Genomic DNA, 13,908 nt, shown 5'->3' with positions numbered 1-13,908 from the left:
GTGACCGACACGACGTGCGGGGCGACGCCGGTCCTGTGGGCTCAGCGTCGGCGCTCGAGCCACTCCTCGAACGTGATGGAGCCCTTGTGCTGCTCGGTGAGGTTCGCACCCGAGCGCAGGTAGTCGAGCAGCGACGGTGGGAACGGGCCGTTGACGATGAGGCCGCGCGCGCCCGTGATGCGCTGCCACGACTTCGCGAGGTCGCGCGAGACGCGCACCTCGGGCCCTGCGATCTCGGTGAACCGCTTGCCGGTCGGCTCGAGCGCCTCCTGCGCGACGAGCGCCGCGACCTCGCTCACCGCGACCGGCTGCAGCCGGCCGCCGAGCGCGACCGGGATGGCGCCGAGCGCGGATCCGGCTTCGAACTGGTCGACCGACCACTCGTGGAACTGCGCCGCGCGCACGACCGACACCTCGAGGGGCGACTCGAGGTAGGCGAGCTCCTGCTGGCGCTTGCGGCGGTGGTAGCCGAGGCGCGAGCGCTCGACGCCGAGGATCGACAGCAGCACGACCCGGCCGACGCCGGCGCGCTCTGCCGCCTGCACGAGGTTGCGCGTGCCGATCGTGAAGGGGCGCAGGTCGAGCGGGTTGCGCGAGTTGAGCGCGTCGACGACGACGTCGGCGCCCGAGAGCGCCGCGTCGAGGCCCTCGCCCGTGACGACATCCGCCTTGACGCCGGGCGCGCCGGCGATCGCCCTACCCGAGCGCGACATCGGCGTCGGCAGCTCGCCCCGTCGGCCGATGGCTCGCACGATCGCCGAGCCCGCGTTCCCCGATCCACCCACGACGACGATCCGCATGCCCCCACCGTACGCCGGAAGCGCGCGCGGTGCAGTCGCCGAGGGCCCGGCACCGTCATCGGTCCGGGCCACTCGGATCACGCATCCGTCTGACGTGCGGATGCGTCGGGTCGACTACTCGGCGGCCGGCTCGGCCTCGGCGGCCGGCGCCGCCGTGAGCGTGTCGAGCAGGTCGTCGCCGGGGACCGCGGGGATCATCGGCGCCTCGATCTCGGCGCGGTCGAGCAGCTGCTGCGTGCGCTTGCGGCGCGCGGGAGCGATGACCGTCACGACCCGACCCGCGTTGCCCGCGCGGCCCGTGCGGCCGGCGCGGTGCAGGTAGGTCTTGTACTCGTCCGGCGGGTCGGCCTGCACGACGAGCGCGACGTCGTCGATGTGGATGCCGCGCGCGGCGACGTCGGTCGCGACGAGCACGTCGACCTTGCCGCGCTTGAGCTTCTCGAGCGAGCGGTTGCGCTTCGCCTGCGTCAGGTCGCCGTGCAGGCTCACCGCCGCGATGCCGGCGTCGCTGAACTGCTCGGTGAGCCGCTCGGCGTAGGCACGAGTGCGCGTGAAGACGATGATGCGGCCGGGGTTGGTGACGATCTGCTCGAGCACCGCGTCCTTGTCGTAGCGGTCGACGACGAGCACCTGGTGGTCGATCGTCGAGGTCGACTGCTCCTCACCGGCGACCTCGTGGACCGCCGGCTCGGGGAGGAACTCGCGCACGATCGTCTGCACCTCGGCGTCGAGCGTCGCCGAGAACAGCAGCTTCTGGCTGCCGGGTCGCGTCTGGCGGAGGATGCGCTGCACCGGCTCGAGGAAGCCGAGCTCGCACATGTGGTCGGCCTCGTCGACCACCGCGATCTCGACGGCCCCGAGGTTGAGCTTGCGCTGCTCGACGAGATCCTCGATGCGGCCGGGCGTGCCGATCAGGATGTCGACGCCGCGGCGGAGCGCCTCGACCTGGCTGTCCTGCTTCACGCCGCCGACGATCACGGTCGTGAAGATGCCGACGGCGCGGCCGAGGCCCATGACGGTGTGGTTGATCTGCTGCGCGAGCTCGCGGGTCGGGGCGAGGATGAGGGCGCGCGGCGGCCGGCCGAGCTCGCGGCGCTCCGGGCGGTTGCGCAGCAGCATCTCGACGATCGGGGCGCCGAACGCGATGGTCTTGCCGGAGCCGGTGCGGCCGCGGCCGAGCACGTCGCGCCCCGCGATCACATCGGGGATCGTGGCTGCCTGGATCGGGAAGGGCGACGCGGCGCCCATCGACTTGAGGGCTCCGGCGATCCCGGCGCCGAGGCCGAGGTCGACGAAGGAGACGCCCTCGACGTCGGCAGCGACGGTCGCGGTCGCGTCGAGCCGGTCGAGCACGACGTCCTCCTTCGGCGCGAAGGGCTTCGCGTCGGTCGAGGGGTAGTAGGTGCTGTCGCGGCGCTGCGGCCGGTCGTCGAAGCTGCGGCGCGGGCGCTCCTCGGGGCGGCGGTCGCCGCCTCGCTCGTCGCGGTCGCGGAAGCCGCGCTGCGGCCGCTCGTCGCGGTCGGAGCGGCGGTCGCCGCGCGGGGCGCGGTCGTCGGAGCTGCGGCGCGGGCGGTCGTCGCGGCTGCCGGAGCTGCGCTGCGGGCGCTCGTCGCGGTCGAACCGACGACGGTCGCCGGCGCGGTCGTCGAAGCGGCGCTGCTGCGGGCGTTCGTCACGGTCGAAGCGACGCTCGCCGCCACGCTCGTCGCGGTCGCCGAAGCCGCGCTGCGGGCGCTCGTCCCGATCGAAGCGACGGCGGTCGCCGCCACGCTCGTCGAAGCGGCGCTGCTGCGGGCGGTCGTCACGATCGAAGCGACGCTCGCCGCCACGCTCGTCGCGGTCGCCGAAGCCGCGACGCGGGCGCTCATCACGATCGAAGCGACGCTCGCCGCCGCGGTCGTCGAACCGTCGCTGCTGCGGGCGCTCGTCGCGGTCGAACCGGCGCTCGCCTCCGCGGCGCTCGTCGCGCCCGGCTCCGGCGCCGAAGCGGCCCCGGCCCTGGTGCTCGTCGCGGGCGCGGTCGAACCCGCGCGGCCGCTCGCCGCGGTGCACGCGGTCGTCGCGCTGCTGATCGCGACCGCCCTGCGCTGCCCCGCGGGTGCGGAAGGCGGGACCGCGGCGGTCGTCGCGCTTGCGCTCCTCCGGCGGGGTCCAGTTCGGGCGGCGCGATGCGCCCTGCGACCGCTGCTCGCGGTCCTCGCTCGTCCAGCGGCGCTTGGGCCGGGCGTCGCCGTCCTGCGCGGGGCGGTGGCCCCGGTGTCCCGGGCTGCGCGAGCCGGCACGCCCGGAGGGGCGGTCGTCGGATCGGCGGGCGCCCTGCGGGCGCGAGGAATTCTGTGCCATTGCTCGTCTCTTCTGCGCACGAGCGATCGATCGCACTCGCGCGGGTCATGCCGCATTCATCGCGGGGATCTGGTCGACCGCGAGGGTGCTCGCGGGATCTCCGGCCGCGGTGACAATCCATGCGGCGCACACGCGCCTGTCCCGAGCCGACCGACCCACTCTACGGCACGGCGCCCAGGAGCGACAGGGCGAGATCCGCGACTCAGCCCAGCTGGTCGTGCGCGCGCACGCCGCCCCGCATGACCGACGACGTCCACTGGCGGCCGTCGAACCAGCGCGCGTCGGCGCGCTGGAAGGGGTCGGCGTACCAGTCGGGCGGCACCTGCTCGGCCGCGACCGGCGCGAGCCCGATCGGCTGCGGCGCACCGTCGTGCGGCGAGTGCCCGGCGGGCGCGGACATCGCCCGCTGCTGCGCCTGCCACGCCTCGTAGGCCCGCACCTGCGCCTCGTGCGCCTCGCGCTCGAGGCGATCGAAGTCCGCCGGCGTCGGGATGGGCGGCGGTTCGCGGTCGGGCAGCTCGCGGCCGTACACGTCGCGCTCCACCGGCGCGCGCTGCCCGAACGACGGCGGCGCGCTCGCCGCACCCGGCGGCACGGCCGCGGACCGGTGGTCGGCGAGCGTCGGCTGCACGATCGCGCCCTGCTCCTGGCCGAAGTGCGTCGCGTGCGGCGGCACCGAGCCCGTCGAGCCGGGAGCGGGGCCGACGGGCGGCGACGAGGAGGTCGGCGGGTGGAAGCCGCTCGCCGCGCCCATCGCAGGGGCACCTGCCGGGCTCACGACCGCGCGGGCCGGGGTCGAGGTCGCCGCGGCGCCCGCAGCACCGTGCGTGACCGGCGCGGGCGGCACGGCGGGGCGAGGCGCCACCGTCGTGAGCACTCGCCCGTCGCGCGCCGCGTAGTAGTGCATCGACGAGTCAGCCGGCCACTGCCCCTCGATGCGCAGCTGCGCGTGGGCGCCGGGCCGCGCTGGCGGCACGAACGTCAATCGCGTGCCGGTGCCCGCGGGTGTGCGGACGGTGATGCGAGCTCCCTCGATGATGCCGTCGGCACGCGTGACGGAGATCGTGACCGGCAGGTCGCCCGCCGGCACGTGGAGCGTGATGTCGCCCCAGTCGAGCGGCGCCCGCAGGCCGCCGATGTCGAGCACCGGCGGATGCAGGAAGTCGTCGATGCGGCCGTCCGCGACGGCGGAGTGCACGATGAGGAAGCTGGGCACGGCATCCATCCTCCCTCGTCCCGTCACGACTGCGGCCCGCGACCGGACTGCGAGCCGCACTCATCTTGCCAGCGCCACCAGCGCGCTGGCTGTGAGCGGGATCAGCGCCTGCTGGCCGCCGCGAGCTCGCCGCGCCGCTCCGCGCGCGTGCCGCTGCCGATCCGCACGCGACGGCGCTCGATGGCGCCCTCCACGACGAGGTAGAGCACCGGCAGCACAATGAGCGTCAGCAGCGTCGACGAGATGAGGCCGCCGATCACGACGATCGCGAGCGGCTGCGAGATGAACCCGCCCTCGCCCGTGAGCCCCGCCGCCATCGGCACGAGTGCGAAGATCGTGGCGGCCGCCGTCATCAGGATCGGCCGGAGCCTGCGCTCCGCGCCCTCGACGATCGCCTCGCGCACCGGCCGGCCGCGATCGCGGTACTGGTTGACGAGGTCGATGAGCACGATCGCGTTCGTCACGACGATGCCGACGAGCATGAGCACGCCGACCATCGAGGCGACGCCGAGCGGCACGCCGGTGATGAGCTGCATCGCGATCGCACCGCTCGCGGCGAACGGCACCGAGATGAGCAGCAGGAACGGCTGCAGCAGGCTCTTGAACGTCGCGACCATGATGACGTAGACGAGCAGCACGGCGACGAGCGCCGCGATCCCGAGCTGGGTGAACGCATCCGTGATCTGGGTCGCGACACCGCCCACCGCTGCATTCGCGCCGTCGCTGAGCTCGAGCTCGGCGAGCGCGTCGGCGACCCCGGCCGACACCCCGCCGACGTCGGCGGCGTTCGGCGTGACGGTGACCGTCGCGGTGCGGGCGCCGTCGCTCGTCGAGATCGACACCGGCCCCTCGATCTGGGTCACCTCGGCGACGTCCGCGAGCGGCAGCGGCCCGTTCGGCGTCGGCAGCCGCAGCTCGCGCAGCTCGTCGAGGGTCGCGGCGGGCGCGATCGCGTCCATCCAGATCCGCACGAGCGAGCCCTCGAGCTGGATCTCGCCGATCGGCGTCGGCTGCATCGCCTGCGCGACGAGGCCCGAGACGGCCGCTTCGCTCAGCCCGAGGCTCGCGGCGAGCTCGCGGTCGACCGCGACCTGCACGAGCGGCTGCGCGCCCTCGAGCGAGTCGGTGACCTGCGAGACCCCGTCGAGGCCCGAGACGGCGTCGACGACGGATGCGGTGGCGGGCTCGAGCGCGTCGGTCGTGGGCGCCTGCACCTCGATCTCGATGTCGCCGCCGGCGAAGCCGCCCGACGAGCCGACCGTCACTTCGCCGTCTGCGCCGTCGCCGACCTCGAGGATGCGCTCCCTGAGCGCCTCCATGTCGGTGCCGTCGGCGGCGATGACGCCGTAGCTGACCGCACCGCCGCCGACCCCGCCGCCGGTGAAGCCCGCGAACCGGTTGGCGGTGCTCGAGACGGTCGCCGAGACGGTCTCGACGCCCTCGAGCCCCTGCAGCTCGTCCGAGAGCGACTCGGCCGCCGCGAGCTGGGCATCGAGCGACGCGCCCGGCTCGAGCTGCTGCGTGACGTTGACGGTCGTCTGACCGTCGTCGCCGAGGAAGTTCGTCGCGAGCAGCGGCAGCGCGGCGACGCTCGCGCCGAGCACGACGACCGCGCCGCCGAGCACGAGCCAGGGGCGCCGGAGGGTCGCGAGCAGGATGGGGCGGTAGCCGCGCCGCAAGCGGTCGGGACGCTCGGCGAGGGGCTGCGGCTCCGGCGCGGCCGCGGCGGCGACGGGGGCGGATGCGCTGCGCCGGCCGAGCAGGGAGCGTCGCGTCGGGCGCTCGGTCGCCGCGCTCGCGGCGGCGGCGCGCGCCGCGGCCTCCTCCGCCTCGACGACCTCCTTGGGCCGCTTGAGCAGCCAGTAGGCGAGCACCGGGACGATCGTGAGGGCGACGACGAGCGACGAGACGAGCGCGATCGTCACGGTGAGGGCGAAGGGCCGGAAGAGCTCGCCCGTGATGTCGCTCACGAAGGCGAGCGGCAGGAACACGATGACGGTCGTGAGCGTCGACGCGGTGATCGCGCCCGCGACCTCTCGCACCGCATCCAGGATCGCCTTCGAGCGCGACGGCTCGAAGCCCATGTGGCGCTTGATGTTCTCGATCACGACGATCGAGTCGTCGACGACGCGGCCGATCGAGAGCGTGAGCGCGCCGAGGGTCAGCACGTTGAGCGAGTACCCGGCGCCCCACATGCCGATGAAGGTCATGAGCACCGAGACCGGGATCGACACCGCGGTGACGATCGTCGACCGCACCGACCAGAGGAAGATGAGGATGACGAGCACCGCGAAGGCGAGGCCGAGCATGCCCTCGACCGCGAGCGCCTCGATCGACTGCTCGATGTAGGGCGCCTGGTCGAGCACGGTCGTGAAGGTGACGCCCTCGCCGAGCTCCGCCTGGAGCGTCGGCAGCAGGTCCTGCACGGCGTGCGAGACGTCGACGGTGTTGGCCGCTTGCGTCTTCGTGATCGAGAGGATGATCGCCGGCTCGCCGTCGACGATCGCGACCGAGGAGACGGGGTCGGTGTCGAGCGAGACGTCGGCGACGTCGCCGATCGCGATGTCGCCCGTGAGCGGCAGCGCCGCGACGTCGTCGACCGAGCCGAGCCGCGCGCCGATCTGCACGCTGAGCGTCTGCTCGCCGTCGTCGACCGTGCCGCCGGGCAGCAGCTGTCCGTGCTCGTCGATCGCGTCGGAGACGTCGAGGCGGCTGAGGCCAGCGGCCGCGAGCGCCGCGTCGTCGGGCGCGATCGTGACGCGCTGGCCGGGGGCGCCCTGCAGCTGCACCGCGCGCACGCCGTCGGTGCGCTCGAGCTGCGGGACCGCGATCGTCTCGATGCGGTCGACGAGCGCCGACTGCTCCCCGGGCCCCGAGACCGCGATGCGCAGCACCGGGAAGTCGGCGATCGAGCCGGTGAGCACGGTGGGCTCGGCGGTGTCGGGCAGCTGGCTCAGGATGCGGTTGACCGCCTGCTGCACGCGCTGCTCGGCCGTCGGGATGTTGGTGCCGTAGGTGAACTCGGCGAAGACGACGCTCAGCGACGTCGAGGAGGTGCCGCTCGTGCCCTCGAGCCCCGGCACGGACTGGACCGCCTGCTCGATCGGGGCGGTGACGTCCTCGCTCATGATCTCTGGGCTCGCGCCGACGACCGTGGTCGAGACGACGACGGCCGGCAGCTCGAGCTCGGGGGTCAGCTCGGTCTTGAGGCTCGACAGCGCGACGCCGCCGAAGATGGCGATGCAGATGGTCGCGAGCGCCACGAGCGCCCTGTTCTTGAGGCTGGCGAGCGAGAGCAGGTGCACTCGTCGATCCTGTCATCCCGGCGCTGCGGGGAGGGCCGCTCCGGCTGTGGATCGGCCTGCCCCGCGCACGGGTCGCGCTATGCCTTCCGGCGCTCGACGAACCGGCGCATCGCGTCGCGCACGTATGCGGCTCCCTCGGTCCCGCCGTAGTTCGCGGCGAACCGCTCATCGGCGACGTACATGTCCCCGAGGTTCGCGAACGCCTCGAGCGGCGGGGTCGCGGTCTGCCAGCCGGCACCGACCCAGGCGTAGTGGCGCTGCACGAGCGCCTGCACCTCGTCGGCGTCGACCGGCGTGCCGGCAGCGCGCGCGGCGGCGTAGCCGGCGGCGATGTCGACGTGCTCCTGGCCGAATCGGCGCTTGTCGTCCTCCGACATGCCCTTCCACCAGGCTTGGGAGCTCTCCCACGCCTTCCGGCCCCACCGCTCGGTGACCTCCTGCTCGTACCGGCTCTGGTCGAACCCGTCGAGCGCTTCCTCTGCCGTCATGGCGGCTCCTTCCTCTCGTGCCCGCAGCGTCTGCTCGACCGCGCGGATCTGCCTGCGGATGCGGTCGGCCTCCCGACCGAGGTCGGCGAGGTGGCTGCGCAGCGCCTCCTCGTCGGAGGCGCGCTGCAGGCTCTCGGCGATCGCCGGGATCCCGACGCCCAGTCCGCGCAGCAGCAGGATCCGCTGCAGCCGGGCGAGCGACGCCTCGTCGTACCAGCGCATCCCGCTCGCGTCGGTGCGGGCGGGGGCGAGGATGCCGACGGCGTCGTAGTGCCGCAGGGTGCGGCTCGAGACGCCGGCGAGCTTCGCGATGCGCTGGATCGACCACTCCATGCCGACGACGCTAGGGGTTGACGCAGCGTCAATGGCAAGCGCGATGCGCTGCGCGGTCTACCGTTGCGGCATGCGCCTCCTGCCCTCGATCGTCGCGGTCGCGATCGGCGGCGCCGTCGGCACCGCTGCCCGCGCGCTGCTCCAGGCAGCCATGCCCGGCGGGTGGGCGCTGCTGCTCGCGAACGTGCTCGGGAGCCTGCTGCTCGGCATCGCGACCGCCGCGCTCGCCGGAGCTCCCGCGTGGCTGCGACACGGGATCGGTGCCGGCGCGCTCGGCGGCTTCACGACGTTCAGCGCGATCGCCGTCGCGAGCGTCTCGGCGAGCGCCTCGAGCAGCGGCTGGGCCACGATCGTCCCGGCGCTGCCGGGCATCGGCATCGCGCTCGGCATGCTGCTCGCGGGGCTCGCCGCAGCCTGGGCGGGCCTCGCGATCGGCCGCCGCCTCGTGCGCGGGCAGGCTGCGTGAGCCCGCTCGAGCTGCTCGGCACCGCCGCCGCGGGCGGGATCGGCGCGGTCGTGCGCTTCCTCGCCGGTGCGCTGCCGCACCGCCGGCCCGTGCGGGCGACGATCGCGGTCAACCTGGTCGCGAGCCTGCTCGCCGGCGCCCTCACGGGCCTGCTCGTGCTCGACGACACGTGGCGGGCGGTCCTCGTCACCGGGTTCTGCGGCGGCCTCTCCACCTACTCGGCGTTCGCGGTGCAGGCGGTCGAGCAGCTCGAGCACCGCCGCAGCGGTGCCGCGGTCGGCACGATCGCGGTGACGATCGTGGGCGGCGCGATCGCCGCATCCGCGGGCCTCCTGGCGGGCGCGCTGCTCGTGCCGGCGCTCCCGGCGTGAGCCCGGGCACCCTATCCCCACCCGCATCCGCCCACACGGCGACAAGCGGGCGCGATGCTACGATGGAGGTTGGACTTAGCATCGCAGTTCTCACATCGTTCGTCGGCTCTCGGCCGGCGCCGTCCGCAAGGGGGGTCCAGCATGGGTCGTGGTCGTCAGAAGGCCAAGCACACGAAGCTGGCACGTGAGCTGAAGTCATTCAGCCCGAACATCAACTACTCCGTGCTCCAGCAGGAGCTGGGGGGAGCCCCCGCCGACGACGAGCTCGTCGACAAGTGGGCCGACTACGCCGACTACGCCCCCGAGGCCGGCGATGACTACGTCGACGAGCGTCAGCAGGGGCGCAGCGCCTGAGCCGGTCGCACGCACCCCGGCCGCGCCCGCGGCTCTGAGTCCCTGACGCGAAGGAGCCGATTGTGACGACGCACGGCATCACGAACGCCAAGCTGCAGGAGCCCGTCGAGGTCGGCAGCCACGCGACCGCCACGGCTCCCGTCTTCGAGTCCCTCTCGGTGCTCGACATGTTCAAGATCGGCATCGGCCCCTCCTCGTCGCACACGATCGGCCCCATGCGGGCTGCGCTCGACTTCGTCGCGCAAGCGGATGCGTCCGGCCGCTTCGATGAGATCGTGCGGCTGCGCGTCGACCTGCTCGGCTCGCTCGGCGCGACCGGCTCGGGGCACGGCACCGACACCGCGGTCATGCTCGGCCTCGCCGGGCTCGCGCCCGACACCGTCGAGACGCCGCAGATCGCCGCGACCCTCGACGGCATCCGCTCGAGCGGCGAGCTGCTGCTCGGCAGTCGCCGAGCCGTGCCGTTCGACGAGTCGAAGGTCTTCGTCTTCCGCCCGCTCACGGTGCGCCGCGAGCACCCGAACGCCCTCCGCATCACGGCCTACGACGCATCCGATCAGACGGTCGCGACCGCCGGCTACTACTCGATCGGCGGCGGCTTCGTCATGCGCCACGACGAGGGCGACGTGCTCTCGCCCGTGCCCGCGCCCGCGACGCAGCACCACCCGGTGCCCTACCCCTTCAGCCACGGCGACGAGCTCGTCGAGCTGTGCGAGCGCACGGGGCTCTCGGTGCACGAGCTCATGCTCGCGAACGAGGAGGCGTGGCGGCCGCGCGACGAGACGATCGCGCAGCTCGAGCGCATCTGGCAGGTGATGCAGGAGTGCGTCGCGCACGGCATCGAGACCGACGGCATCCTGCCGGGCGGGCTCGACGTCAAGCGCCGCGCGCGGGATTGGCACGCGAAGCTGCTCGAGCGCGACGCCGCCCCGAAGTCGGGCCGCCCCGACCTGCTCGAGGGCATGGAGTGGGTCAACCTCTACGCCCTCGCGGTCAACGAGGAGAACGCGGCGGGAGCGCGCGTCGTGACCGCGCCGACGAACGGGGCGGCCGGCATCATCCCGGCCGTGATGCACTACGCCGACCGGTTCGCGAACTGCGTCGACGACGAGGTCTCGTGGCACGTGCGGTTCCTGCTCGTCGCGGGCGCGATCGGCATCATCATCAAGTCGAACGCGTCGATCTCGGGTGCCGAGGTCGGCTGCCAGGGCGAGGTCGGCTCGGCGTGCGCGATGGCCGCGGCCGGCTTCGCCGCCGTGCTGGGCGCGACGCCCGCCCAGATCGAGAACGCGGCAGAGATCGGCATCGAGCACAACCTCGGCCTCACGTGCGACCCGATCAAGGGGCTCGTGCAGATCCCCTGCATCGAGCGGAACGCGATGGCGAGCGTCAAGGCGATCAACGCCGCCCGCATGGCGAAGCAGGGCGACGGCACGCACTACGTGAGCCTCGACACCGCCGTCGAGACGATGCGCCGCACCGGCGCCGACATGAGCGACAAGTACAAGGAGACCGCGCTCGGCGGTCTCGCGGTGGCCTTCATCGAGTGCTGACGGCCGCACCGGCCGAGGAGCAGGAGGACGAGCGATGGGCGCGAAGCGACGCGAGGCGCGGGCGATGGCTGCGCTCGAGCGACCCGGTGCGCGGGCGGGCATCGCCGCGGCCGCGGTGTGGGGCCTCGCCTGGAAGGGCGCGTCGCTCTGGCGAGCCGCGCAGGACGGCAGCAAGCCGTGGTTCGCGACGCTGCTCGTGACGAACACGCTCGGCGTGCTCGACGCCGTCTACCTCTTCGGCGTCAGCCGTCGCCGACGGTAGCGCCGGCTCGGGCCGAGCGAGCGGTCCGCGCTGCGCGCCCCCCTCGCTCGACCGCCGCGCTCAGTAGCCGTACTGCGTCGCGAAGATCGCGGCGAAGAGGACCGTGATCGCGATGGGCCAGAAGACGAAGGCCCAGATGAAGCCGAGGATCGACGTCACGAGTCCCCAGATCGCCATGGTCTTGCCCGCCGGCTCCTTGGCGAGGCCCATGCCCGACAGGATGCCGCCCGCGATCGCGTTGATGAACAGCGGGATGACGATGCTCGAGATGCCGAGGATGAGGCCCCACACCGACAGCTTGCGCTCGGTCGAGACCGGGGCGGCGCCGTACGCGCCGTACGCGTCGTACGAGGGGACCGCGGCGTACGCCTGACCGGCGTCGTAGGGCTGGTAGCCGGTCGAAGCGGCAGGCTGGTAGCCGCTCTGGCTCGTGGGCTCGTAGCTCGGCTGGGCGGGCTGCTCAGGGGGCGTGTACGTCATGCGATGGTCCTCGATGCTCGGTGGGCGTGCGTCGCGAGCGCGGGGCTCGACCCACCAGCCTAGAGCCGCGCCGGGACGACGGCGCAACCCGGTGAGCGGCACTGGTCAGGGAGCAGCGCTCATGCTCGTGAAGAGCACGCCGAGCACGCCGAGCAGCGGCAGCAGGTAGAACAGCAGCACCCACAGCAGGCCGACGCCGGAGGTGATGAGGCCCGTGATCGCCATCCCGCGACCGGCGGGCTCTCGCCGCAGCGCGATGAAGCCGAAGACGAGGCCGATGATCGGCACCACGACGAGCGCCCAGGCGAAGACGGCCGAGGTGATGCCGAGCACCATCGCCGTGATCGAGAGGCCCCGCTGCGGGACTTGCGCGTTGGGGTAGACCGGGGCGCGATAGACCGGCACGCCGTACGGCGTGTAGCTCGCGACCTGCGCGGCGGCCGGGTGGATGAGCTGCGCGTCGCCGCTGTGATCGAGGGGCGTCGAGTAGCGCTGCGCGACGTTCGGGGCGATGTACGCGGTCTGCCGCCACGCCGGCCCCTGCTGACCCATGGTCGGCGTGGCCGGGAGTCCCATGTCGGGCTGCGGCGCCGCGCTGCGTCGGCGGTCGCCAGCCGGAGCGGCAGGCTCCGGCGGAGACTGCTCGGACGTCGCGGAGCCGTCCTGCCAGCTCTCCGGCGACGCGTCTTGCCGGGGCCGGAAGCGGTCGACGTCTTCGGACACGTCGCCACCTCCTGCTTCGAGCACACGCTCATCCGTCGATTCCTCAGAACGCTACGCGTCGTGGCTCAAGATTCCCTGGACGCCGCGTGCGCAGCGCCTCCGCGACGAGGAGGTCAGCGGAAGGCGCCCGCGAGCCGCACTGCGCCGCCATCGACGCCCTTCGCGCCCTGCACCCACTCGGCGAGGTCGCGCGGCGCCTGCTCGACGCGGCCGACGACCGACGCGGCGATGCCGGCGTGGCGACTCGCGACGAGCACGCGGTCGGCATCCGCCGCGTCGACGACCACGAGCATCCCGAGACCGAGGTTCCAGGTGCCCTCCGCGTCCTCGAGCGCGAAGCCGCCGAGGCCGGCGAGCGCGCCGAAGACGGCCGGCACGTCCCACGCGGCGCGGTCGACCTCGACCGCGAGCCCTCGAGGCAGCACCCGTGCGAGGTTCGCGGCGATCCCGCCGCCGGTGACGTGCGAGATCGCGCGGATGCCGAGCCCCTGCTCGAGCAACCCGAGCAGCGGCAGCGTGTAGAGCCGGGTGGGCTCCAGCAGCGCCTCGGCCGCGACGCCGCCGAGCTCGTCGACCCGGTCGGTGAGCCCGAGGCCGCGCTCGGCGAGCACGTGGCGCACGAGGCTGAAGCCGTTCGAGTGCAGCCCGGAGGAGGCCATGCCGACCACGACGTCGCCCGCGCCGACGCGCTCGGCGCCGAGCACCGCATCCGCCTCGACGATCCCCACCGCGGCGCCCGCGATGTCGTAGTCGTCCGGAGCCATGACGCCGGGGTGCTCAGCCGTCTCGCCGCCCACGAGCGCCGTGCCGGTCGCCTCGCACGCCTCGGCGATGCCGCGCACGATGTCGGCGATGCGCTCGGGCACGACCCGGCCGCACGCGATGTAGTCGGTCATGAACAGCGGCTTCGCGCCGACCACGACGATGTCGTCGACGACCATGCCGACGAGGTCCTGCCCGATCGTGTCGTGCTTGTCGATCGCCTGCGCGAGCGCGAGCTTCGTGCCGACGCCGTCGGTCGAGGTCGCGAGCAGCGGCTTCGCGTACGAACCGGCCGCCGAGAGGTCGAAGAGCCCGGCGAAGCCGCCGACGCCGCCGAGCACGCCCGCGCCGTGCGTGCGCGAGACCGCCGCCTTCATGAGCTCGACCGCGCGGTCGCCCGCCTCGGTGTCGACGCCGGCGGACGCATACGGATCGGTCATGTGACCAGGGTA

Annotated in this window: 13 protein-coding genes; 5 read left to right on the top strand and 8 right to left on the bottom strand. The window is 73.5% G+C overall.

Features of this window, described 5'->3' with window-relative positions:
- Positions 1–41: 41 nt before the first annotated feature.
- The 5 genes from ACP7BI_RS00680 to ACP7BI_RS00660 form a co-directional block, all read right to left on the bottom strand.
- Positions 42–800, bottom strand: a complete 759-nt coding sequence (locus tag ACP7BI_RS00680) for an SDR family oxidoreductase (RefSeq protein WP_425842945.1) — start codon at positions 798–800, stop codon at positions 42–44.
- A gap of 114 nt (positions 801–914) precedes the next feature.
- Positions 915–3,143 carry a DEAD/DEAH box helicase gene (locus ACP7BI_RS00675; protein ID WP_425842943.1) on the bottom strand — a complete coding sequence of 743 codons (2,229 nt, stop codon included), beginning with the start codon at positions 3,141–3,143 and terminating at the stop codon, positions 915–917.
- A 202-nt stretch (positions 3,144–3,345) separates the two neighbouring features.
- The gene (locus ACP7BI_RS00670; protein WP_425842941.1) at positions 3,346–4,359 is read right to left on the bottom strand and encodes a DUF2510 domain-containing protein; all 1,014 of its coding nucleotides are present in this window, start codon (positions 4,357–4,359) and stop codon (positions 3,346–3,348) included.
- A gap of 101 nt (positions 4,360–4,460) precedes the next feature.
- Positions 4,461–7,664, bottom strand: a complete 3,204-nt coding sequence (locus ACP7BI_RS00665; RefSeq protein ID WP_425842939.1) for an efflux RND transporter permease subunit — start codon at positions 7,662–7,664, stop codon at positions 4,461–4,463.
- A 77-nt stretch (positions 7,665–7,741) separates the two neighbouring features.
- Positions 7,742–8,485, bottom strand: coding sequence for a MerR family transcriptional regulator (locus tag ACP7BI_RS00660; RefSeq protein WP_425842937.1), 744 nt, complete (start codon positions 8,483–8,485; stop codon positions 7,742–7,744).
- 70 nt (positions 8,486–8,555) lie between these two features.
- Between ACP7BI_RS00660 and ACP7BI_RS00655 the strand changes: the two genes are divergently transcribed.
- The 5 genes from ACP7BI_RS00655 to ACP7BI_RS00635 all read left to right on the top strand — a co-directional run bounded on the left by ACP7BI_RS00655 (position 8,556) and on the right by ACP7BI_RS00635 (position 11,491).
- Positions 8,556–8,951, top strand: a complete 396-nt coding sequence (locus ACP7BI_RS00655; RefSeq protein ID WP_425842935.1) for a CrcB family protein — start codon at positions 8,556–8,558, stop codon at positions 8,949–8,951.
- The gene (locus tag ACP7BI_RS00650; protein ID WP_425842933.1) at positions 8,948–9,322 is read left to right on the top strand and encodes a fluoride efflux transporter FluC; all 375 of its coding nucleotides are present in this window, start codon (positions 8,948–8,950) and stop codon (positions 9,320–9,322) included. Before ACP7BI_RS00655 ends, ACP7BI_RS00650 begins: the two co-directional genes overlap by 4 nt.
- 141 nt (positions 9,323–9,463) lie before the next feature.
- Positions 9,464–9,676, top strand: a complete 213-nt coding sequence (locus ACP7BI_RS00645) for a DUF3073 domain-containing protein (protein WP_425842931.1) — start codon at positions 9,464–9,466, stop codon at positions 9,674–9,676.
- Positions 9,677–9,843: 167 nt separating this feature from the next.
- Entirely contained in the window at positions 9,844–11,229 is a 1,386-nt protein-coding gene (locus tag ACP7BI_RS00640; RefSeq protein WP_425843534.1) for an L-serine ammonia-lyase, read from the top strand.
- 34 nt (positions 11,230–11,263) lie between these two features.
- Positions 11,264–11,491 carry a DUF5652 family protein gene (locus tag ACP7BI_RS00635; protein WP_425842929.1) on the top strand — a complete coding sequence of 76 codons (228 nt, stop codon included), beginning with the start codon at positions 11,264–11,266 and terminating at the stop codon, positions 11,489–11,491.
- Positions 11,492–11,551: 60 nt separating this feature from the next.
- Here the strand turns inward: ACP7BI_RS00635 and ACP7BI_RS00630 are convergent, their stop codons facing one another.
- From ACP7BI_RS00630 to purM, 3 genes are all read right to left on the bottom strand, one after another.
- Positions 11,552–11,971 (bottom strand): hypothetical protein, encoded by a 420-nt coding sequence (locus ACP7BI_RS00630; protein WP_425842927.1) that lies wholly within the window; start codon positions 11,969–11,971, stop codon positions 11,552–11,554.
- 105 nt (positions 11,972–12,076) lie between these two features.
- Positions 12,077–12,547, bottom strand: coding sequence for a DUF4190 domain-containing protein (locus ACP7BI_RS00625; protein WP_425842925.1), 471 nt, complete (start codon positions 12,545–12,547; stop codon positions 12,077–12,079).
- 260 nt (positions 12,548–12,807) lie between these two features.
- Positions 12,808–13,896, bottom strand: a complete 1,089-nt coding sequence (gene purM / locus ACP7BI_RS00620; protein WP_425842923.1) for a phosphoribosylformylglycinamidine cyclo-ligase — start codon at positions 13,894–13,896, stop codon at positions 12,808–12,810.
- Positions 13,897–13,908 lie beyond the last annotated feature (12 nt).

It is taken from the genome of Agrococcus sp. TSP3-2-1, from assembly GCF_049897585.1.
GTDB lineage: Bacteria > Actinomycetota > Actinomycetes > Actinomycetales > Microbacteriaceae > Agrococcus.
The sequence above is the reverse complement of the archived record's forward strand: the minus strand, read 5'-3'. Positions and strand labels throughout refer to the sequence as shown.